The sequence below is a fragment of the Myxococcales bacterium genome, assembly GCA_016717005.1.
Taxonomy (GTDB): Bacteria; Myxococcota_A; Polyangia; order Haliangiales; family Haliangiaceae; genus UBA2376.
Genome location: JADJUF010000037.1, coordinates 1,013,478 through 1,034,255, shown reverse-complemented (window position 1 = coordinate 1,034,255; position 20,778 = coordinate 1,013,478). Strand labels below are relative to the sequence as shown.

The following is a 20,778-nucleotide window of genomic DNA, read 5'->3' as shown; positions in this document are numbered from 1 at the left end:
GAAGAGCCAGCGCGCCGGGCTCGACCTGCGCGCGGCGTTCGGGGCGTCATGAAGATCATCCCCGCGATCGACCTCCTCGGCGGCAAGGCCGTGCGCCTGCGCGAGGGCCGGCGCGACGACGTCACCGTCTACCGCGAGCACCCCGAGGAGCTGGTCGGCGAGCTGGTCGCCGGCGGCGCCGAGCGCATCCACGTGGTCGACCTCGACGGCGCCTTCGACGGCGCCCGCCGCCACGCCGACGTGATCGCGCGGGTGTGCGCGGCCAGCCCGGTGCCGGTGCAGGTCGGCGGCGGCATCCGCGACGCCGCGACCGCGCGCGCGGTGCTCGACGCCGGCGCCGCGGCCGTGGTGCTGGGGACCGCGGCGGTCAAGGCCCCGGCGATGGTGCGCGCGCTGTGCGAGGCGCTGCCAGGCCGGGTCGTCGTCGCGGTCGACGCCAAGGACGGCGTGGTCGCGGTCGAGGGCTGGGTCGAGGCCGCCGACGTGACCGCGGTCGAGCTGGGCCGCCAGGCCGCGGCCTGGGGCGCGGCCGCGCTGCTCTACACCGACGTCGCGCGCGACGGCACCGGCGCCGGCCCCAACGTCGCGGCCACGGCCGCGCTCGCCGCCGCGGTGTCGATCGACGTGATCGCCTCGGGCGGCGTGGCCACGCTCGATCACCTGCGGGCGCTGGCCGCCGCGGGGCTGGGCTCGGTCGTCGTCGGCCGCGCGCTCTACGACGCGCGCTTCACCCTGGCCGAGGCGATCGCCGCCGGCCGCGAGGGCACCTGATGCTGGCGCGCCGGGTCATCCCCTGCCTCGACGTCAAGGACGGCCGCGTCGTCAAGGGCACCGCGTTCGTCGACCTGCGCGACGCCGGCGACCCGGTCGAGCAGGCCCAGCGCTACGACGCCGAGGGCGCCGACGAGATCTGCTTCCTCGACATCTCGGCCTCGCCTGACGGCAAGGCCACGATCGTCGACGTCGTCGAGCGCACCGCCGCGTGCGTGTTCGTGCCGCTGACCGTGGGCGGCGGCGTGCGCGCGGTCGCCGACGTCGAGGCGCTCTTGCTGGCCGGCGCCGACAAGGTCTCGATCAACACCGCGGCGCTGCACACGCCCGGGCTGATCGACGAGGCCGCCGCCCGCTTCGGCGATCAGGCGATCGTGGTCGCGGTCGACGCCAAGCGCCGCGGCGACGGCACCTGGGAGGTCTACAGCCACGGCGGCCGCACGCCGGTCGGCCGGGACGCGCTGGCCTGGTGCCGCGAGGTCGCCGCGCGCGGCGCCGGCGAGATCCTGCTGACCAGCATGGACCAGGACGGCTCGCGCGCCGGCTACGACCTCAAGCTGGTGCGCGCCGTCGTCGACGCGGTGTCGGTGCCGGTGATCGCCTCGGGCGGCGTCGGCACGCTCGCGCACCTGGCCGACGGCCTCGCGGTCGGCGGCGCCGACGCGGTCCTGGCGGCGTCGATCTTCCACTACGGCCACCACACGATCGCTGAGGCCAAGGCCTACCTGGCCAGCCGCTACCTGCCCGTCCGGGTGGTGTGATCGCGGACGCGCGCGCCGCACGCGCTCGGCCCCCGCACCACGCCCCCGCACCACGCCCCCGCCGCGCGCCGCGACAACGCTCCGTTCCACCAGCGCGCCTTGCCGCGTCCCCGGGGCCGACCCACGATGGCGGGCATGCCCGAGTTCGACGTCAAGCCGCTGGGGTTCCCGTGGGTGACCGCGGATCCGTTCCTCTTCTGCGTCCACCACCGCGACGCCTACCCGCGCGGTGACGCGCGCATGGCGCCGGCGACGCCGCTGACCGGGCGCGCGCTCGGCTCCGACTTCAGCGGCCAGGACGGCTGGAGCATGTACCACGGCGAGGTCGTGCCCGGCTTCCCGGCCCACCCGCACCGCGGCTTCGAGACCGTGACGATCGCCCGGCGCGGGTTCATCGATCACTCCGACTCGCTGGGCGCGACCGCGCGCTTCGGCGGCGGCGACGTGCAGTGGCTCACCGCCGGCCGCGGCGTCGTCCACTGCGAGATGTTCCCGCTGCTCGAGCGCGAGCAGGACAACCCGGCCGAGCTGTTCCAGATCTGGCTCAACTTGCCGCGCGCCAGCAAGATGGCGGAGCCGCACTTCACGATGCTGTGGCACGACACGATCCCGCGGCGGACGATCACCGACGGTGCCGGGCGCACCAGCGAGCTGGTGCTCGTGGCCGGCGATCCCGAGTCGCCGCCGCCGCCGCCAGCGTCGTGGGCGGCCGATCCCGCCAGCGGCGTGGCGATCTGGACCCTGGCGATGACGCCGGGCGCCGAGGTGACGCTGCCGGCCGGACCGGCCGGCGCCCGCCGCGCGCTCTACTTCTTCGCCGGCGCCGGCGCCACCGTCGACGGCACCGCGGTGCCGAGCGAGCGCGCGCTGTCGTGGGCGCACGCGCCGGCGGTGACGATCGTCAACGGCGACGCGCCGGCCGAGTTGCTCATGCTGCAGGGCCGCCCGATCGGCGAGCCGGTGGTGCAGTACGGCCCGTTCGTCATGAACTCGGCCCAGGAGATCCACCAGGCCTTCGCTGACTATCGGCGCACGCAGTTCGGCGGCTGGCCGTGGCCGACGCCCGACCCGGTGCACGCCCGCGACGCCGGCCGGTTCGCGCGCCGCCCCGACGGCTCGGTCGAGCGACGGTAGGCACTCGGCCTCAGGCTCTGTCGGGCTTCGGGTCGAACCCAGGCCTGCGCGACGGTGACTCGCGGTGTCCGTGGCGCGCCGTCGCGCTTCGGTGCAGACCGGCGACATGGGGTGAGCGCTGAACCGACGTGGGGTGACCGCTGGACCGGCGACGTCGGGTGACCGCTGGACCGGCGACGTCGGGTGACCGCTGGACCGGCGACGTCGGGTGGACCGGCGACGGGGGTCACAGACAGGCCACCGAATAGCCCGAGGGCCGCGGCACCGTCACGGAGCGGGCCGCGCGAGGCGCCTGGAGTCAGGGCTGGGCCACGGCGCGCAGCACCTCGGCCAGGGCCAGCGCCTCGGCGCGGGTCGCGGTCAGGCGCAGCACGCCCGGCACCACCAGCGCGATCCGGTCACCGGCGGGCACCAGCAAGATGGTGGTGTTGCCGAACGCGACCATGCGCGCGGTCGGTGGCTCGGTCGACGCCGCGACCGGCGACGGCGTCGACGCGCGTGGCATCCGGGGCGCGTCGGGCGGCGTGCTCGCGGCGCGCGCGGCGCTCGTCGCGCTCGCCGGCGGTGCGATCGGCACGACCACCATCGTCGACGCCGCCGGCGCCGGCAAGCGCTGCCGCAGCGGCGGCGGATCCGTACCGACCGCGCGCGCGACCGCGATCGCGAGCAACTCGGGCGGCATCGGCTCGGTCGGCGCACGCGTCATCGCGGGATCGTGGGGCGCGTGGGGCTCGAGCTCGGCGGGCGCCGCGACCCGCGGCTGACGCAAGCTCCCCAGCGCGAGCCCCGGCTCGTCGCCGGGGTCGCGGGCGAGCGGATCCTCATGCTCGAGGCCGTTCGCGGTCGGTGCAGGGCGACCGGGTGGCCGGTACTCGCTCGAGCTCACGTTGCGAACACCATAGCGAGGACCCGCGCGCTTGAGAATCACCCGACACCGGCGATCGCTGTACTCACTGCGAAGTTGACTTCGCAGGCGCGTCCCTCGACAACCGGGCATGCCCTTGCCTGAGCCCGCCTGGGACGACCGTGGCCTCGCCCCCGCCATCGTCCAGGACGCCGATCGCGGCACCGTCCTCATGCTCGCGTGGATGAACCGCGACGCGTGGCGACTCACCGTCGACACCGACCTCGTCCACTTCTGGTCGCGCTCGCGCCAGGCCCTGTGGAAGAAGGGCGAGACCTCGGGCCACGTGCTGCGCGTGGTCGAGCTCCGCGTCGACTGCGACCACGACGCCATCCTCGTGCGCGTCCGTCCCGACGGCCCGACCTGTCACACCGGTACGACCGCTTGCTTCTTTCACACCGCCGCGGCTGATGACGACGGCGCGCCACCCGCGCACGTGGTCGATCGGCTGGCCCAGGTGATCGAGGAGCGCAAGGCCGCGACCGCGACACGGAGCTACACGCGCGCGCTGCTCGACGGCGGCGTCCCGAAGATCCTCGGCAAGATCGCCGAGGAGCACGGCGAGCTCGCCGAGGAGCTGGCGGCGCCGACCCGCGACCCGCACAAGATCGTCCACGAGACCGCCGACCTCTTGTTCCACGTGCTGGTCGGGCTGGCCGCGTGCGACGTCCCGGTCGCCGACGTCTGGCACGAGCTCGGGCGCCGGTTCGGCGTCAGCGGTCACGACGAGAAGGCCGCGCGCGCGCCCAAGGCGACGTGAGCACGGTCCTCGCCCCCGGCGGCAGCCTCGCGGCGGCGATCCCACACTTCGAGGATCGGCCCGAGCAGCGGCGCATGGCGGCGGCGATCGCGACCGCGCTGACCGACGCGCGCCCGCTGCTGGTCGAGGCCGGCACCGGCACCGGCAAGACGCTCGCGTACCTGGTGCCCGCGCTCGAGTCGGGCAAGCGCGTGGTCGTGTCGACCGGGACCCGCGCGCTGCAGGATCAGATCGTGCGCCACGACCTGCCGCTGGTGCGGCAGATCCTCGGGCGCAGCTTCGCGGCCGCGACCGTCAAGGGCGTCAGCAACTACCTGTGCCGGCGCAAGCTCGACGAGCTGCGCCACGATCGTCGCCTCGACGGCCGGCGCTCCGCCGACCTCGACCGCGTGCTGGCGTGGGCGACCGAGACCACCACCGGCGATCGCGCCGAGGTCGACGAGATCGCCGAGGGCGCGCCGGTCTGGGCCGAGGTCACGACCACGCCCGAGGCCCGGCTGGGGCCGCGGTGCCCGTACTTCGAGCGCTGCTTCGTCACCGCCGCGCGCCGCGCCGCGGTCGACGCCGATCTGATCCTCGTCAACCACCACCTGTACTTCGCCGATCTGGCGCTGCGCGCGATCCACCCCGGCGCGCGGGTGCTGCCCGATCACGACGCGGTGGTCTTCGACGAGGCCCACCAGCTCGAGGACGTCGCCACCGAGCACTTCGGGCTGCGGGTCTCGACCGCCCGGGTCGGCGCGCTGGTGCGCGAGGCCCACGCGGTGCTGCGCGGCGATCTGTTCACCGGCGGGCACGACGCGATCCTGGCCGAGGTCGAGCGCACCTCGGCGGCGTTCTTCGCCGACGTGCGCCGCGCGCTGGTGGCGCTGGGCAGCGACGGCGGCCGCGTGCCGCTGCCGGCCGAGCTCCTGGCCGGCGGCGCGCTGCGCGAGGGCTGGTTCGCGCTCGACAGCGCCCTCGAGGATCTGGCCCGAACCTGCGACCTCGAGGCGTTGCCGCCGCCGCCCGACCACGACGACGACGAGCGCGCCGCCGCCCGGCGCGAGCAGGTCAACGCGATCGCGCGCCGGGCCCGGATGACCCGCGACGACCTGGCCGAGCTGGCCGAGCAGCGCCACCGCGCCCACGTCTACTGGGGCGAGACCCGGGCCGGCGCCGCGACCTTGTCGGCCGCGCCGGTGTCGGTCGCCGATCTGGTCCGGCGCCACGTGGTCCAGGGCGGCGCGACCGCGATCTTCACCTCGGCCACGCTCGCGACCTCGACCGGCTTCGCCTACACCCGCCACCGCCTCGGGCTCGGCGTCGACGAGGTCGACGAGCTGGCGGTGGCGTCGCCGTTCGACTACACGCGCCAGGCGCTCCTGTACGTGCCCCACGATCTGCCGCCGCCGAGCGGCGACGGCCTGCCGCCCGAGGTCGCGGTCCGCGCCGCCGAGCTGTGCGCGATCACCGGCGGCCGCGCGTTCCTGCTGTTCACCAGCCACCGCGCGCTCGAGGCGGCCGGCCGGCTGCTCGCCAAGCTGCCGTACCCGCTCCTGCGCCAGGGCGACGGCCCGCGCGCGACGCTCGTCGATCGGTTTCCGCGCCACGCCCGGCGCCGTGCTGCTCGGCACCGGCTCGTTCTGGGAGGGCGTCGACGTGCCCGGCGACGCCCTGTCGCTGGTGGTGATCGACAAGCTGCCGTTCGCGCCCCACACCGATCCGCTGATCGCCGCGCGCGCCGCCGCGGTCGCCGCGCGCGGGGGCGATCCGTTCGCCGAGCTGCAGCTGCCGCAGGCCGCGATCGCGCTCAAGCAGGGTTTCGGCCGACTGATCCGGCGCCGCGACGACCGCGGCATCGTCGCGATCCTCGACCCGCGCGTGGTCGGCCGCGCGTACGGGCGCCACCTGCTCGACGCGCTGCCACCCGGGCTGCCGCGGACCGCGTCGATCGAGCAGGTGCGGCGCTGGTGGCGCGGCGACCCGCCCGGGAGCGCGACCACGTAGGCGACGACCTCCCGCGCCGCGATCGCGACCGCGGCGCCGACGTCCGCGCCTTGCCCGAGCACCCGCGCGGCCGGCACCGCGCCGCGAAGCGCGCCGCGATCGCGACCGCGGCGCCGACGTCCGCGCCTTGCCCGAGCACTCGCGCGGCCGGCACCGCGCGGCGCGCCGCGATCGCGACCGCGGCGCCGACGTCCGCGCCTTGCCCGAGCACCCGCGTGGCCGTCACCGCGCGGCGAAGTGCGCCACGAGCGCGCCGGCGCCGACGTCCGCGCCATGCCCGAGCACCGGCGTGGCCGTCACCGCGCGGCGACCACCGGGTTGCGCAGCACGCCGACGCCCTCGATCTCGACCTCGACGACGTCGCCGACCTCGAGGTTGCCGACGCCGGCCGGCGTGCCGGTCGAGATCAGGTCGCCGGGCTCGAGCGTCATGTGCCGCGACACGAACGCGATCAACGTCGCGACGTCGAAGATCAGGTCCGACGTGCGCGAGTCCTGCCTGACCGCGCCGTTGACGCGGGTGGTGATGCGCAGGTCGCGCGGGTCGAGGCCCGCGACCACGCGCGGCCCGACCGGACAGAACGTGTCGAAGCCCTTGGCCCGGGCCCACTGCCCGTCCTTGGCCTGGAGGTCGCGCACCGTCACGTCGTTGACGCACACGTAGCCGGCGACGCACGCGAGCGCGTCGTCGACCCCGACGTGGCGCGCGCGCGCCGGCCGATGACCACGCCCAGCTCGCCCTCGTAGTCGACCCGAGCGTACCCGGCCGGACGCTCGATCGCCTGGTCCGGAGCGAGCAGCGCCGACGGCGGCTTCAGGAACACCAGCGGCTCGGACGGGATGCCCTTGCCCATCTCGACGGCGTGGGCGCGATAGTTCTGGCCGATGCCGATGATCTTCGACGGCGCGAACCGCCGCGCCTCGACGAGCGCGGCGCCATCGATCCAGGGGAGCTCCATGCCCGATGGGGTACCACGATCGCGTGCCGTCGACGGAGACAGGTAGGCCCAGGTAGGCACGGAAATTCCACCATCGTTGAATCTCGGCGCGCGGCCCCGTAGAATTCCAGACGATGGCACGTGGTCCGAGCTCGTCAGGCCGTGCCCCGGCGCACCTGTCTGTGCTCGCGGGCGGCGCGGGTGCGGGCGGGGGCCTCGACGATCTCGAGGAGGATCGCACCACGATCGAGCCGGCGCCGACCGCGGCCGCCGACGAGGCGCCGACGCCGATCGCCGCCTCGAGCTCGATCGAGGAGCAGTGGGAGGACGGCACCACGGTCGCCGAGCAGTCGACCTCGGGCAAGCGCAGCGCGGTGGTCGAGGAGTCGACCATCGAGGATCAGGCGCGGCCGCTGCCGCCGCTGCACCTGGTGAAGTCGCCGCAGGCGCCCGACCCCGCCGCCGCCGCGAAGCTGGTAGTCGTGGCCGGGCCCGATCAGGGCCGCGTGTTCGACCTGCGCTCGGGCACCGAGGTCCGCATCGGCCGCGCCGTCGACAACGACGTGGTCCTCACCGACATCGCGGTGTCGCGCAAGCACCTGGTGCTGTCGTGGGACGGCGCCGCGTGGGTCGTCCACGACAACGGCTCCGGCAACGGCACGCTGATCAACGATCGGCTCGAGGACGGCCGCTGCCAGCTCCACCACGCCGACCGGGTCGAGATCGGCAACACCGTCTTCCGGTTCGATCACCTACCGAGCGCGCACCAGCCGTCGCTCGCCGGATGGGGCCAGCAGGAGGAGGAGGCCGCGACCGTCGCGGGCAAGCCGCCGGTCCGCGCGTCCCACGTCGCCGCCGCCGCCGTGGTCGAGCCGCCCCGCCACCGGCCAGCGTCGGTGACCGCGCCGGTGCGTGATCGCGCACCGGCGCGCGCGCGCCCCGCCACCACGCCGCCGCCGCCGCCGATGCGCGGCCGCCCCGCCACCACGCCACCGCCGCCGCCACGCATGACCACCGCGGCGGCGGTCGCGCCGCCGCCATCCGCCACGCCGCCGCCGCGGGTGTTGAGCGCGCCGATCCCGGCGACGCTCACCGGCGCGCCCTCGGCCCCAGTGGCGATGCCGATGTCGGGGCCGTACACCGCACCGACGATGTCGCCCGGCGGCGTCTCGGGCCCGCTCGCGGTGCCGTTCTCGGCGGGCATCCGCCCCATGACCACGACCGCGCAGGTCGAGCCGCGGGCGTACCCGTCGATGTCGCCGTTCCTGGCGGCGCCGCCCCGCCGCGGCCGCAACCGCATCTGGATCGCGATGGGCGCCGTCGCGTTGATCTCGACGGTGGCTGCCGGTGCCCTCCTCGGCGGAAACGACCAGCGCGCGACCGGCGGCAGCCCCGGGACCGGCACCGATGCCGCGGTCGCGATCAGCGGCGGCCCCGGCGGGGTCACCCCGAGCCCCGTCGATGTGGCGGCGGGGACCATCGACGTCCGGGCGCCGACGCGCGCCGTCACTCCCGATCTGCCGACCCCCGACGTCGCCCCCGACGTCGCCCCAGACGTCGCCCCAGACGTCGCCCCAGACCGGCCGGCCTCCGACGTCGCCCCCGACGTCACACCCGACCGGCCGTCCCCCGAGGGCTCCCCTGCCCCCGCCGTCACGCCGACGCCCGCACCGCCACCTCCGACGCCCACGGCGACGCAGCCGGTGCGGACGCCGCCGCCCACGCGGGTCACGCCACCCAAGCCCGTCCCACCGAAGCCGACGCGGGTCACGCCACCCAAGCCCGACCGCGCGCGGGTCACCTCGCCGGGGAGCAAGCTCGACATCGACACGCCCACCGCGGCCAAGCCAGCGGCCACCACCAAGGCCTTGGCCGCCGCCGCCAAGAAGGCCGAGGGCCAGTACAAGTCCCGCGACTTCAAGACCGCCGCGGCCACGCTCCGCGAGGCGATCGGTACGTCCACCGACTCGACGGTCAAGGCCCTCAAGGCCCGCGCCAACGACTACGACTCGATCGGCTCGAACCTCAACGCCGCGCTGGCGATGAGCACGTCGCGCTCGACCGAGGCGCTGTCGGCGTACAAGAAGGCGCTGGCGGCCGATCGTCGCGTCGGCAGCGAGCACCAGCAGTTCATGCGCAACAAGATCGCCGAGGTCGCCCCCAAGGCCGCGGCGTCGTACATGGCCAAGCAGAACTACGAGCTGGCCAAGAGCGCCGCCGACGACGCCGTCAACGTCGGCGCCGGCGGCAGCGCGATGATCGAGGGCGTGCGGCGCTCGCTCGAGAGCCGCGCCGGGGAGTTCTACGGCACCGCGCTCAAGCTGCAGAAGAGCAAGCCCGAGGACGCCAAGTCCCTGGCGCGCCGGATCGTCAAGATGGTCCCCAGCTCGAGCCCCTGGTACGCCAAGGCGCTCAAGCTGCTCAGCGCCGCGTCGAGCGGCCGCGACGACGACGAATAGGGGACGGTGTCAACTTTGACAATCTTTCGGTGCGCCGCGCGCCGGGGCCGGCGCGGCCAGGAGTTGACAAGGTTGACACCGTCCCCTCTCAGGCCAGCAGCTCGGCGATCTTGGCCTCGAGCTGGGTGAAGTCGAACGGCTTGTCGAAGTAGGCGTCGGCGCCGTACAGGGGCGACGTCAGCTCGTTCACGTTGGCGCCGATCGCGGTCAGCATGATCACCTTGATCGACTCGGTGACCGGGTCCTGCTTGAGCGCGCGCGCGACCTCCCAGCCGTTCTTGCTGGGCATCATCACGTCGAGGATGATCAGGGCCGGGCGCCGGCGCTTGGCCTCGGCCAGCGCCTCCTTGCCGTCGCTGGCGGTCACGACCTTGTAGCCCCGCGACTCGAGCCGCATCGACAGCATCGTCACGATCTCGGGGTCGTCGTCGACCACGAGCAGGGTCTTGGCGTTCGGCATGGCCCCGACCGTATAGGCGCACGCGCGGCACGGTCAAGCCGGGCGATCGGCCGTCCTCGACGTGGCCTCGCCCGGGCCAGTCCGGTACAACCCGCCGGTGGCCAGCGCGCGCCGGATCGTCACGCTCGTGCTCGCGGTGGCCGCCGTCATCGCCGCGCTGACGCTCGTCGGCGACGTCCGGCAGGTCCGCGATCGCCTCGACGGGTTCGCCTGGGGCACCTTCGGCGCGGCCCTGGCCCTGGCCCTGGGCAACTACGTCCTGCGGTTCCTGCGCTGGCACGGCTACTTGCGCACCCGGGCGCTGGTCGTGCCGGTCGGCACCAGCGCGCTGGTGTTCGTGGCCGGCTTCAGCATGGCCGTCACGCCCGGCAAGCTCGGCGAGCTGATCAAGAGCTACCTCTTGCGCCGGCTCGTGGGCACGCCGATCGCCGCGAGCGCCGCGGTGGTCATCGCCGAGCGCGTCAGCGATCTGATCGCGCTCATGTGCCTGGCCGCGATCGGCGTCGCGCTCTACGGCGTCGCGGTCAAGGTGGTGGTCGCGTGCGGCGCGGTGATCGCGCTCGGGCTGGCGTTCATCCTGTGGCGCGCGCTGGGCGTGTGGTTCATCGAGCTGGTGACCACGCCGAAGCGACTGGCCCGGCTGCGCCCGCGGCTGCTCGAGGTCTACGACGGCCTCGCCGCGCTGGCCCAGCCGCGCGTCCTGGCGTGGTCGACGCTGCTGTCGGTGGCGGCGTGGGCCTGCGAGGGCCTGGGCTTCGCGCTGATCGTCGGCGGCTTCCCGGGCGCGTCGGTCGGCATCGGCCTGGCGCTCCTGATCTACGCCGCGACCACGATCGCCGGCGCGCTCAGCTTCCTGCCCGGCGGCCTCGGGGTCACCGAGGGCGCGATGACCCTGCTCCTGGTCGCCAACGCCACCGGCGTCGATCGCGGCACCGCCACCGCCGCGACGATCCTGACCCGCCTCGCGACCTTGTGGTTCGCCGTCGTGCTGGGCTTGGTGGCGCTGGTGATCGCCCGCCGCCGCGCCGGGCCGGACCCGGCCTGATAGGGCATACTGCCGACATGATCGACTTCGACTTCGCCCGCTACGTCAACGAGCGACGTGGCGAGGTCGTCCACCGCGCCTACACCGGCGCGAGCTACGCGTTCGCCGGCGAGCGCAAGCTCCGGCGGTCGTTCATCGGCGCGCGCCCGGTGACCATGGCGATCGAGGCGACCGCGCGGTTGTGGAACGACCGCGCCCGGGCCGAGCTCCTGGCCGAGGCGGCCAAGGCGTCCGAGAGCGCGCCCCGGATCTGGGCCGCGGCCAAGCGCGCGGCCGCCGGCCTGGGCCTCGACACGCCGTCGGTCTACGTCGCCCCGGTCGGCTGGTCGGCGGCGCTGGCCACGCTCGGCACCGACGAGCAGCCCTACGTGGTCGTCCGCACCGATCTGCCCGCGACCCTGACCGACGACGAGCTGGCCGCGGCCATCGGCCACCAGCTCGGGCACATCCAGAACGGCCACGTCCCGTACGTGACCGCGCTGCACTACGTCAGCCACGCCGCCGCGATGTTCGTGCGCTGGATGGTGCAGCCGGCGACGATGGCGCTGCGGGCCTGGGCCCGGCGCGCCGAGATCACCTGCGATCGGGCCGCGCTCCTGGCGACCCGCGATCTCGAGGCCACGCTGCGGATGATGGTCAAGCTGGCGATGGGCGACGCGGCGGTCGACTTCGACGTGGCCGCGTACCTGCGCGAGCCCCCGGCCACCAAGGGCCTCGGCCGCCTGACCGAGATGTTCCGCGCGCACCCGCTCCTGCCCAAGCGGATCGCGGCGCTGCGGGCGTTCGCCGAGGGCGCGCTCTACGCCCAGCACCGCGGCGCGCCGACCGACGACAAGCCCTCGACCGACGCCATCGACAAGCAGGTCTCCGATCTGCTGAGCCTGTTCTAGCCACCGCACGATCGGCAGGGCCCATGCTCCTCGACCAGCACCAGCACACCAAGCTCGCCGTCCTCACCCGCTACCGCGAGCTCGCGGACGTCGCCGACGCGGTCGGGATGACCACGCTGGCCCGGGACATCCGGGTCAACCGCGTGCCCAAGCTCGAGGGCGAGCGCTTCCACATCGTCGTGCTCGGCGAGTTCAACCACGGCAAGTCGACGTTCGTGAACGCGCTGCTCGGCCTCGACGTGCTGCCCACCGGCATCACGCCGACGACCGCGGCGATCAACCAGGTCCTGTACGCGGACCAGCCGCACGCGCGGGTCGTGCTGAACACCGGCGACGACGTCGACCTGACGCCGTCGGAGATCCGCGAGTGGGTCACCGTGACCGGCGGCCACGCCAGCGAGGTGGCGTACGTCGAGCTCGGCTACCCGTGCGACATCCTCAAGGACAACGTCGTCCTGGTCGACACCCCCGGCGTCAACGACCTCAACGACCAGCGGGCCGAGGTCACGTACGGCTACGTGCCGCGCGCCGACGCGGTGCTGTTCCTGCTCGACGCCGGCCAGGCGCTCAAGGACAGCGAGCGCACGTTCCTGGCCTCGCACATGCTCGACGGCACCCGCGAGCGGCTGATCTTCGTGCTCGGCAAGATGGACCTGCTGAGCGACGACGAGCGCGCCGCGGTCACCGCCTACGTCAAGGACGGCGTCGCCAAGCTGGCGCCGGGGGCGCCGGTGTTCCCGCTGTCGGCGCGGTCGTGGCTGATCCGCAAGGACGACGACAGCGGCATGCCGACGCTGATGGCGCACCTGAAGACGTTCCTGGCCGGCGACCGCGCCCGGATCCTGCTCGACAACGCCGCGGTCGACGCCGCCCGCACCGCCGGCTACCTCGAGCAGAACCTGAACGTGCGCCAGAAGGCGTGGTCGCTGACGATCGAGCAGCTCGAGGAGCGGGTCGCGCTGGTGCGGCAGCAGCTCGACGCGTCGAAGAAGACGCTCGACGAGCTCCACATCCGGATCGAGGCCGACGCCAACGCCATCCAGTCCCACGTCGGCGCCGATCTCGACGCGTTCGCCCAGGGCTTCGTCACGGCGCTGGTGCCGCAGCTCGACGCGGTCGACGCCGACGACATCAAGCGCTACCTGCCGGCGTTCATCGAGGACAAGTTCAAGGAGTGGGCCGAGCTCGAGGGCGCCAAGCTGGCGGCGATGCTCGAGCGCCTGGCCGAGGACGTCATCACGATCACCAACCAGAACGTGGCCGCGGCCTCGGCGGCGCTGGCCGAGCGGCTCGGCCCCGACGACGCCCGGATCGACATCGACGTCGACAGCTTCAAGTACGACGTCGGCGTCTACGCGCTCGGCGCGCTCGGCGGCGTGATGATCTTCGTCAACGTCCTCGCCGGCGGCCTGCTGACCCTGGCGGCGCCGATCCTGGCGATCGTCCTCAAGTCGAAGATCGCCGGCGACATCCGGGCCCAGGCCAAGGAGAAGGTGCCCGGCGCGATCTTCCACGCCGCCACGGCGATGCGGCCGCACTTCGACAAGTGCATCGACGACTTCGCGACCCGGCTGCGCGAGTTCGTCACGACCGCCGGCAACTCGCTCTACAAGGGCATCTCCGAGGTGCTGCAGCGGACGATCAGCGATCGGCGCGAGCACGGCGGCGAGGCCGAGGAGCTGCAGGCCGCGACCGCCGAGCAGATCGCCCAGGTCAGCGCGATGCGCATCGGCCTGGGCGAGCTCCGCACCGATCTGTGGAAGCTGCCGCCCGGCGCGAACGACGACTGATGGCGGGGCCGGCCGACACGCTGCGCTCGCTGTGGTCGCGGGTCGCCCGCAAGGCCGGGGATACCGTCGACGAGCTGTTCCTCGACAGCTACCGCGACCAGCTCGACGCCGCCCGGGACCTGGCGCTGGCCGGCGATCACGCCGGCGCCGCCGAGCTGCTCGAGGCGCTCCTGGCCGATCGGCCGGATCACGCCGGCGCGCTGCTGGCGCTGGGCGAGCTCGAGCTGGTGCGCGGCAAGGACGACCGGGCCGCGGCCGCGTTCGCCAAGGCGCTGACGGTCCGGACCGGCGACGCCCAAGCGCTGATCGGCCACGGCCGGGCGCTGGTCGGGCTGGGCCAGCTGGCCGACGCGACCCTGCTGCTCGGGCGCGGCGTCGACGCCGCCGGCGGCGATCGGGCGCTGCTCGCGGCGGCCTACCTCGCGCTGGGCCAGGCCTGGCGCGGGCTCGGCGAGCCCGACAAGGCCGTCCGCGATCTGCGCAAGGCGGTGGCCGAGGCCCCCGACGATCCGCTGGCGCGGGCGCTGCTCGGCGAGGTGCTCTTGGCCGATCCGCGGACCTCGGCCGACGAGGCCCGCGTGCACCTCGAGCGGGCCAGCGCGCACGACCCGGCGCCGGCGCCGGCGCTCCTGGCCCTGGGGCGCCTGGCGCTCGCCGATCACCGCGCCATCGACGCCGCGCGGCTGTTCGAGCGCGCGGTCGACGCGGCGCTGGCCGGCCACGGGGCGGAGGCCCGGCGCCAGCTCGGCGCGGCGCGGCTGGGCCTCGGCGACGCCGCGCTCGCCGCCCGCGACTTCGCGGGCGCGCACCACCGCTACCTCGAGGCGCTCGAGCTCGAGCCGCGCCGACCCGAGATCCACGCGCGCCTGGCCGCGCTGGCCGTGGCCATGGGCGACACCCACGCCGCGCTGACCGCGTACGAGCGCGCGCTGGCGCTGGGCGCCGACGCGACGACCCTCGCGGCCGCCGTGACCGCGGCCCACGTCGGCGGCGATCACGAGCGCGCGGTCCGGTGGGCCAACGATCTGCTGACGCAGCGCCCCGACGCACCGATCGCGCTGGCGGCCCGGGCCGAGGACCTGCGCGCGCGCGGCGACGCCGGGTCCGCCCGGGCGCTCCTGGTCGGCGCCCCGCGCGACGTCGAGCTAGCGCTGGTCGAGTGTCGCGCCGCCGCCGATCAAGGCGATCACGACGGCGCCGTCGCCGCCGCCCGCGCCGCGCTCGAGCTGGCGCCGGCCTCGGGCCGGGCGCGCGCCGCGCTGGCCGAGGTCCTGGCCCGCCGCCTGGCGGTGCCCGACGACGACGACATCGGCCGCCTCGCCGACGCGCTGGCCCGGGCCCTGGCGGTGCGGGCCGACCTGGCCGGGCACGTCGCCGCGGTGGCGCGGGCGATGGCCGAGCTCGAGCAGCCGCTGCTGGTCACGGTGATGGGCGAGTTCTCGAGCGGCAAGTCGTCGTTCGTCAACGCGTTCATCGGCGACGAGGTCGCGGCCACCGGCATCACGCCGACGACCGCGACGATCAACGTCGTCAAGTACGGCCACGAGCGCGGCGGCCGGATCGTCGCCGCCGACGGCAGCGCCCGGTCGCTCGCGTGGGACGAGCTGCACGCGGCCCTGCGCGACCTGTCCGACGACGACGCCCGCACGATCGACCGGGTCGAGATCGCGCTGCCGCTCGACGCGCTGGCCAAGGTCCACATCATCGACACGCCCGGCCTCAACTCGATCTTGCCCGAGCACGAGGCCACCGCCCGCGCGTTCATCGCGCGCGCCGACGCGGTGGTCTGGGTGTTCACCGCCGGTCAGGGCGGCAAGGCCAGCGAGCGCAAGGCGCTCGACGCGATCCGGGCCGAGGGCAAGCGCGTGCTCGGCGTGCTCAACAAGCGCGACCAGCTCGGCGCCGACGACATCCGCGAGGTCGTCACGTACGTCGCCGACCAGCTCGGCGACCGGGTCGAGCACATCGTGCCGTTCTCGGCCCGCGCGGCGCTGGCGTGGAAGCGCGCCGGCGGCGACGACGACGGCGGCTGGGGCGCGCTCGCGACCGCGCTCGAGGAGCGGTTCTTCGCCCAGGCCCGCGCGATCAAGCGCGGCGCGGTGGCCCGGCGCCTGCTCGCCACGATCGCCACCGCCCAGGCCACGCTCGCGGCCACCCGCGCCGAGGCCACCGCCCGGGCCGACGGCGAGCGCGCGGCCCGCGACCGGGTCGCCGCCGCCGCCGCGGGCTGGACCGAGGCGGTCGTCGCGCGCGCCCGCCGGGCCCTCGCCACCGCCGTCAGCGAGCTCTACCGCCGCGCCGCGCACGAGGTCATCGAGCTGGTGCGCCCGCGCCAGCTGCCGTTCGGCAGCCACAGCGCGACGACCGCCGATCGCGACTACCTGGTCGGCCTGCTGGCCGACGGCTACGAGGCCATGCTGCGCGCCGCCGCCGCCGAGGTCGCCGCCGAGCTGCGCGCGACCATCACGGACGCGGCCGAGCTCGACCGCGCGATCGCGACCGCGACCGCGCCGCTGGCCTACGCCCGCGCCTACGTCGCCGGGTTCCTCGCCGGCGGCGCCGTCGACGGCTTCTTCAAGCACGACCTGCCCAAGCTCGCGCTCGAGCCCGACACCGTCCACCACGCGCTGTTCCGGGCCGCGCCCGATCTCGAGATGCTGGTCGGCGAGCCGCTGGCGCGGGCCGGCCAGCGCGCGCTCGCCGACGCCGGTCGCGCGATCGATCGCGCCGCCGCCCGCAACGATCTCGACGCCTACGAGCTCGAGGTCGGGCTCGAGCTGGCGCTCGCGACCCTGGCCGCGCGGCTGGCGCCGTGAGCCGGGCCCCGCGCCGCGCCGCTGGCGCCGCGAGCCGCGACGGTCAGCTCGGCCTGCCCGGCGTCGGCGCCACGATCCGCGGCGCGCTGACGCTCGGCCTCGATGAGGCCGGCCGCGGGCCGATCCTGGGCCCGATGGTGGTCGCCGCGGTCGCCCTCGACGCCAGCGCCGCCCGCGCGCTGACCCGGGCCGGCGTGTGCGACTCGAAGCAGCTCGCCGGCAAGGGCGCGATCGAGCGTCGGGCCGCGCTGGCCGCGCTGGTGCGCGCGCGCGCGCCGTACGTCGCGGTGGCGGTGGTCGAGGCCGATGAGATCGACGCCCGGGTCGAGCGGGGTGAGCTCAACCTGCTCGAGCGCGAGCGCGCGGTGGTGCTGATCGACGGCGCGCCGACCTGCGCGCGCATCATCGCCGATGGCGCCAAGATGTTCACGCCGCTGCGCGACCAGTACCCGCACCTGCGCGCGTTCGATCGCGGCGAGGGCCGTCACGCCGCGGTCGCGGCCGCGTCGATCGTCGCCAAGGACGAGCGCGACCGCCGGTTCGCCGCGATCGCCGCGCGCTACCTCGCCGAGTTCGGCGAGCTCGCCGGCGGCGGCTACCTCAACCCGCCGACCCGCGCCTTCCTCGACGCGCACCAGCGGCGCTACGGCCGGCTCCCGGCCGAGGCCCGGCGCACGTGGACCCGCGGTCAGCCGGCGTGAGCACCCGCCCGATCGATCCGCCGCCACCCACCGCGACCCACGCGGGCGCCGCGACCGCGACCGCGGCGAGCGACCGGCGCTGCGTCGCCCGCCGCGCGCAGCCCGACCCGCTGACCGCGCGCGCCCCGCGCTGACCACGTCCTCCTCGCGCCCGCGCTCCGACGACGAGGCCGCGCCGCCGGCCGGCGCGCGCGGTACGAGCGATGGCGCGCGGCATCGCGCGGCCACCTGGGCGCGCCGACCGACGCGCCTCAGGACGCGCCCGGTCGGGCGCGGTCAGCCCGCGATCACAGCGGCGTGATGTAGAAGACGCCGAGGCACATCTCGTCGGTCGTGCCCTCGCCCCAGTAGACGTCGGTGGGCGTGCGCGGCTGGCCGCCGACCATCGGCTGGTTGGCGACGGTGTTGTCCCAGTGGCACTCGACCCGGAGCTTGTCGCCGCGATTGAACGTGATCGGCGTGCGCAGGCCGTAGCTGCCCTGCCAGTGGAAGTTCCAGTCGTCGATCTGCGCCAGGCACTGCTCGACGCCCGCGCCGGTGATCGCGCTGGCCTTGATGCGCGTGCCGAGCGTGTGCATGTGCAGGCCGGCCGAGTAGATCTGAAACGGGCCGCCGGTCGCGAGCGTCGCGTCGAACTCGAACGCGTGCATCACGTCGGCCTCGTTGGGCGGGATGTGCATGAGCTGGGTGTCGAGCCACTGCGGGTTGGCCCACGGCTGGATCGTCGCGACCTTGGCGACGGCGTCGTCGAGCTTGAACTCGATCTGGGTCTGATCCGGCTCGGGCCCGGCCTGGAGCACGTTGTAGTGCACCTGCAGGATGATCGCCGAGCCCGGCGCGACCGCGAGGCCGGTGCCGGCCGGCACGTCGCTGCCGAGGCTGCCCGGCGCCCACGCGCCGAGCCAGGTCCGCGACGGCCCGCCGGTGCCGCCGAAGCACTGATAGCCGGCGCCGGGATCGGCCGCGTCGAGCGCCTCGTACTCGGCGACCTGGTTCGGCTGGGCGTGGAACGCGATCACGTGGTGCACGACCTTGGGGTTGCCGGGCGTCGCGCGGAAGCCGGTCACGTACGTGGTCGTGGTCTCGGGCCACGGGATGACGAAGCAGCGGTACTCGTCGGGGTTCTCGGTCGTGGTCTGCGGCGTGTAGGGCGCGGCCATGCGCAGCGTCTGATCGACGCGGGTCAGCCGGAGCTCCTCGGTCACGAGCGGCGCGCCGGGGTGCGCGGGATCGCCGGCCTGGTAGCCGCCGGCGGCCCACGCCTGGAAGGTCGCGATCTGCGCGTCGGTCAGCGAGCGATCGCCGAAGTACTGGTTGCAGTCGGGGTTGACCGGCCACGGCGGCATGGTCTTGGCCACGACGTTCTCGAGGACGACGCCGCCCTTCTCGGTGACCTCGTCGATGGTCTCGAGCGTGAACGGCGCGATCCCGCCGGTGGCGTGACAGCCGAGGCACTTGGCGTCGATGATCGGCTTGACGTCCTGGAAGTACGTCGCGCCGGTCGCGGCGTCAGGCGATCCGGGGCGGTCGTCCCCGCCGCAGGCTGCGACCGAGAGCACCGCGAGGGTCAGGGCATGGCGAGCGCGCATCGGCCCATTGTCGCGGCTCTTGAACCAAAGTCAATTAGCTTTGGCGGCGGCGAGACAGCGCGCGATGTCGGGGTCGCGCGCGAACACATCGCGGTGATAGGTCGGATCCAGCGCCCGCACCTTGTCCGACACCGCGCGCGCCGACGTGCAGTCGCCCCGACGGGCAGCCTGCTGCGCGGCACGCAGGAGCTCAGCCCGCGCGGGCCCCGAGGTCTGCGTGTTGACCGCACCGCCGCGCGGCGCGGTGGTCGCATCTGGCCGCGGTGGCGGCGGCGGGGCCGATGGCTTCTGCTCGCTCACCGGCGGCGGCGACGGTGCCTGGACCGGCGGCTTGCTCCCGGTCACCGCTTGCACCGGCGGCTTGCTCCCGGTCACCGGCGGCGACGGTGCCTGGACCGGCGGCTCGCGCCCCGTCACCATCGGTGGCGCGGCCTCGTCGGCCGCGATCTGCATGCGGTCGTCGACGTCGCGATCGGCGTTGAATGACGCGCCGCGCCCGGCGGCGGACGCGGGCCCAGCGGCGGGCGCCCCGGCGGTGGGCGCGGGCCGAGGCCGAGGGCGAGGCGTGGTCGGCGCAGCCGCGGCCTGCTTGTCGGCGGTCGCCACCTCCGCCCCGACGTTCGGGTCGGCCGCCGGCGCGACCGCGGTGACCGCTTCGGGCTCGCCTTCGTCGGTCGGCGGCGGCGCGCCTGACCGCGCGCGCTCGGCGAGCTGCGGCACGGGCGCCGCTGGATGCGTGACCTCGCTGGTGCCGCGGCGGTACATGACGCCGGCGGCGCCGACGACCACGACCAGCGCCGCCGCACCGGCCAGGGCCGGGTGCACCATGACCGGCTGCATCCACGCCGCCAGGCGCTGCCACCAGCGCCGGCGCGGCGCCGGCGCGTGCTGCCGGGCCGCGGCCATCAGGAGCGCGTCGATCCGCGGCGACGGCTCCTCGTCGAAGCCGCTGGCGCGCGCCGCGCCGATCAGGTCGCGCAGCGACGACCACTCGCCCGGCGGCTCGGCGTCGTCGTCGGCCTCGCGGTACAGCGCCGACAGCGCGGCGCCCTCCTCAGGTGACAGCTCAGGTGACAGCTCGGGTGACAGCGCGGCGCCTTCCTCGGGCGACCGCTCGGGTGACCGCTCGTCCGCCATCACGGCCTCACGGCGCGACCTTCGCGAGGTCCTTGTACTCGTCGAGCTCGAGCCGCAGCTTCTCGAGCGCGTACCGCATCCGGCTCTTCACGGTGTTCTCGGGGACGCCGACGACGTCGGCGATCTGCTTGAACGGCATGTCGAGGAACTCGCGCATGAGGAAGACCTCGCGCTGCTCGTCGCCCAGGGTCGCGATGGCGTGCTGCAGCTTGGCGTGCAGCTGCTTGTTGACGGTCTTGCGGTCGGACGGCATCTCGTTTCCGGCGACGACGTCGAGCAGGGTGCCGCTGTCCTCGTCGGCGGCCAGCGGCGCGTCGAGCGAGGCGTGCTTGCGGTGCTTGCGTCGTCTGGTTTGATCAACGCACAGGTTCCGCGCAATGGTGTAAAGCCACGTCGTGAACTTGGCCTGCCGCTTGTAAGCCTCGGCGCCCTTGATGACGCGCATGAAGGTCTCTTGCAGCAGATCCTCGGCGGTCTCCTTGTCGCCGACGTAGCGCAGGATGAAGTTGTAGACCGGCTTGCGGTGGCGACCGAGGAGCACCTCGAACGCGCGCACCTCGCCCGCCTGGTAGCGCACCATCAAGTCTTCGTCGGGCTCGGCCGTCAGCATGGTGCGGTTTGAATGAGCAACGGAA

Annotated in this window: 16 protein-coding genes and 2 pseudogenes; 12 read left to right on the top strand and 6 right to left on the bottom strand. The window is 74.7% G+C overall.

Annotated elements, in window-relative coordinates; all coding sequences use genetic code 11:
- Positions 1 to 48: 48 nt before the first annotated feature.
- The 3 genes from hisA to IPL61_28120 all read left to right on the top strand — a co-directional run bounded on the left by hisA (position 49) and on the right by IPL61_28120 (position 2,666).
- Positions 49 to 771 carry a 1-(5-phosphoribosyl)-5-[(5-phosphoribosylamino)methylideneamino]imidazole-4-carboxamide isomerase gene (gene hisA / locus IPL61_28130; GenBank protein MBK9035087.1) on the top strand — a complete coding sequence of 241 codons (723 nt, stop codon included), beginning with the start codon at positions 49 to 51 and terminating at the stop codon, positions 769 to 771.
- On the top strand, positions 771 to 1,532 hold the full coding sequence (gene hisF / locus IPL61_28125; protein ID MBK9035086.1) for an imidazole glycerol phosphate synthase subunit HisF: 762 nt from the start codon (positions 771 to 773) through the stop codon (positions 1,530 to 1,532). Before hisA ends, hisF begins: the two co-directional genes overlap by 1 nt.
- A gap of 126 nt (positions 1,533 to 1,658) precedes the next feature.
- Positions 1,659 to 2,666: a pirin family protein gene (locus tag IPL61_28120; GenBank protein MBK9035085.1), complete on the top strand. Its 1,008-nt coding sequence runs from the start codon at positions 1,659 to 1,661 to the stop codon at positions 2,664 to 2,666.
- Positions 2,667 to 2,964: 298 nt separating this feature from the next.
- On the opposite strand, the gene IPL61_28115 is transcribed toward IPL61_28120, so the two are convergent.
- The gene (locus tag IPL61_28115; GenBank protein MBK9035084.1) at positions 2,965 to 3,552 is read right to left on the bottom strand and encodes a hypothetical protein; all 588 of its coding nucleotides are present in this window, start codon (positions 3,550 to 3,552) and stop codon (positions 2,965 to 2,967) included.
- Positions 3,553 to 3,661: 109 nt separating this feature from the next.
- Between IPL61_28115 and IPL61_28110 the strand changes: the two genes are divergently transcribed.
- From IPL61_28110 to IPL61_28100, 3 genes and pseudogenes are all read left to right on the top strand, one after another.
- Positions 3,662 to 4,330 (top strand): bifunctional phosphoribosyl-AMP cyclohydrolase/phosphoribosyl-ATP diphosphatase HisIE, encoded by a 669-nt coding sequence (locus IPL61_28110; GenBank protein ID MBK9035083.1) that lies wholly within the window; start codon positions 3,662 to 3,664, stop codon positions 4,328 to 4,330.
- A 74-nt stretch (positions 4,331 to 4,404) separates the two neighbouring features.
- Positions 4,405 to 4,569, top strand: a pseudogene (locus IPL61_28105) (DEAD/DEAH box helicase).
- 1,363 nt (positions 4,570 to 5,932) lie between these two features.
- Positions 5,933 to 6,319: a hypothetical protein gene (locus tag IPL61_28100; GenBank protein MBK9035082.1), complete on the top strand. Its 387-nt coding sequence runs from the start codon at positions 5,933 to 5,935 to the stop codon at positions 6,317 to 6,319.
- A 296-nt stretch (positions 6,320 to 6,615) separates the two neighbouring features.
- Here IPL61_28100 and IPL61_28095 read toward each other — a convergent pair.
- Positions 6,616 to 7,277: pseudogene (locus IPL61_28095) on the bottom strand (fumarylacetoacetate hydrolase family protein).
- 113 nt (positions 7,278 to 7,390) lie between these two features.
- Here IPL61_28095 and IPL61_28090 point away from each other — a divergent pair.
- Complete coding sequence (locus IPL61_28090; protein ID MBK9035081.1) at positions 7,391 to 9,715, top strand: FHA domain-containing protein; 2,325 nt, start codon at positions 7,391 to 7,393, stop codon at positions 9,713 to 9,715.
- Between the two features lie 88 nt (positions 9,716 to 9,803).
- Here the strand turns inward: IPL61_28090 and IPL61_28085 are convergent, their stop codons facing one another.
- Positions 9,804 to 10,175: a response regulator gene (locus IPL61_28085; protein ID MBK9035080.1), complete on the bottom strand. Its 372-nt coding sequence runs from the start codon at positions 10,173 to 10,175 to the stop codon at positions 9,804 to 9,806.
- Between the two features lie 97 nt (positions 10,176 to 10,272).
- On the opposite strand from IPL61_28085, the gene IPL61_28080 reads away from it, so the two are divergent.
- From IPL61_28080 to IPL61_28060, 5 genes are read left to right on the top strand one after another with little or no spacing between them, the layout of a single operon-like run.
- On the top strand, positions 10,273 to 11,220 hold the full coding sequence (locus tag IPL61_28080) for a flippase-like domain-containing protein (GenBank protein ID MBK9035079.1): 948 nt from the start codon (positions 10,273 to 10,275) through the stop codon (positions 11,218 to 11,220).
- A 17-nt stretch (positions 11,221 to 11,237) separates the two neighbouring features.
- Entirely contained in the window at positions 11,238 to 12,110 is an 873-nt protein-coding gene (locus IPL61_28075; GenBank protein ID MBK9035078.1) for a M48 family metallopeptidase, read from the top strand.
- Positions 12,111 to 12,133: 23 nt separating this feature from the next.
- A complete protein-coding gene (locus IPL61_28070; protein ID MBK9035077.1) occupies positions 12,134 to 13,900 on the top strand; it encodes a dynamin family protein in 1,767 nt (588 codons plus the stop codon).
- Entirely contained in the window at positions 13,900 to 16,716 is a 2,817-nt protein-coding gene (locus IPL61_28065; GenBank protein MBK9035076.1) for a dynamin family protein, read from the top strand. Before IPL61_28070 ends, IPL61_28065 begins: the two co-directional genes overlap by 1 nt.
- Positions 16,713 to 17,417 carry a hypothetical protein gene (locus IPL61_28060; protein ID MBK9035075.1) on the top strand — a complete coding sequence of 235 codons (705 nt, stop codon included), beginning with the start codon at positions 16,713 to 16,715 and terminating at the stop codon, positions 17,415 to 17,417. The genes IPL61_28065 and IPL61_28060 overlap by 4 nt, the downstream gene beginning before the upstream one ends.
- A 287-nt stretch (positions 17,418 to 17,704) precedes the next feature.
- Here the strand turns inward: IPL61_28060 and IPL61_28055 are convergent, their stop codons facing one another.
- From IPL61_28055 to IPL61_28045, 3 genes are read right to left on the bottom strand one after another with little or no spacing between them, the layout of a single operon-like run.
- A complete protein-coding gene (locus tag IPL61_28055) occupies positions 17,705 to 19,006 on the bottom strand; it encodes a monooxygenase (protein MBK9035074.1) in 1,302 nt (433 codons plus the stop codon).
- 30 nt (positions 19,007 to 19,036) lie between these two features.
- The gene (locus IPL61_28050) at positions 19,037 to 20,146 is read right to left on the bottom strand and encodes a hypothetical protein (GenBank protein ID MBK9035073.1); all 1,110 of its coding nucleotides are present in this window, start codon (positions 20,144 to 20,146) and stop codon (positions 19,037 to 19,039) included.
- 4 nt (positions 20,147 to 20,150) lie between these two features.
- Positions 20,151 to 20,753: an RNA polymerase sigma factor gene (locus IPL61_28045; protein ID MBK9035072.1), complete on the bottom strand. Its 603-nt coding sequence runs from the start codon at positions 20,751 to 20,753 to the stop codon at positions 20,151 to 20,153.
- Between the last annotated feature and the right edge of the window lie 25 nt (positions 20,754 to 20,778).

Excerpts from the sequence above, each read along its gene's own strand:
- IPL61_28090 (MBK9035081.1), top strand. The coding sequence starts at position 7,391 with ATGGCACGTGGTCCGAGCTCGTCAGGCCGTGCCCCGGCGCACCTGTCT.
- IPL61_28055 (MBK9035074.1), bottom strand. The coding sequence starts at position 19,006 with ATGCGCGCTCGCCATGCCCTGACCCTCGCGGTGCTCTCGGTCGCAGCC.
- IPL61_28075 (MBK9035078.1), top strand. The coding sequence starts at position 11,238 with ATGATCGACTTCGACTTCGCCCGCTACGTCAACGAGCGACGTGGCGAG.
- IPL61_28045 (MBK9035072.1), bottom strand. The coding sequence starts at position 20,753 with ATGCTGACGGCCGAGCCCGACGAAGACTTGATGGTGCGCTACCAGGCG.
- hisF (MBK9035086.1), top strand. The coding sequence starts at position 771 with ATGCTGGCGCGCCGGGTCATCCCCTGCCTCGACGTCAAGGACGGCCGC.
- IPL61_28070 (MBK9035077.1), top strand. The coding sequence starts at position 12,134 with ATGCTCCTCGACCAGCACCAGCACACCAAGCTCGCCGTCCTCACCCGC.
- hisA (MBK9035087.1), top strand. The coding sequence starts at position 49 with ATGAAGATCATCCCCGCGATCGACCTCCTCGGCGGCAAGGCCGTGCGC.
- IPL61_28065 (MBK9035076.1), top strand. The coding sequence starts at position 13,900 with ATGGCGGGGCCGGCCGACACGCTGCGCTCGCTGTGGTCGCGGGTCGCC.
- IPL61_28110 (MBK9035083.1), top strand. The coding sequence starts at position 3,662 with ATGCCCTTGCCTGAGCCCGCCTGGGACGACCGTGGCCTCGCCCCCGCC.
- IPL61_28120 (MBK9035085.1), top strand. The coding sequence starts at position 1,659 with ATGGCGGGCATGCCCGAGTTCGACGTCAAGCCGCTGGGGTTCCCGTGG.
- IPL61_28085 (MBK9035080.1), bottom strand. The coding sequence starts at position 10,175 with ATGCCGAACGCCAAGACCCTGCTCGTGGTCGACGACGACCCCGAGATC.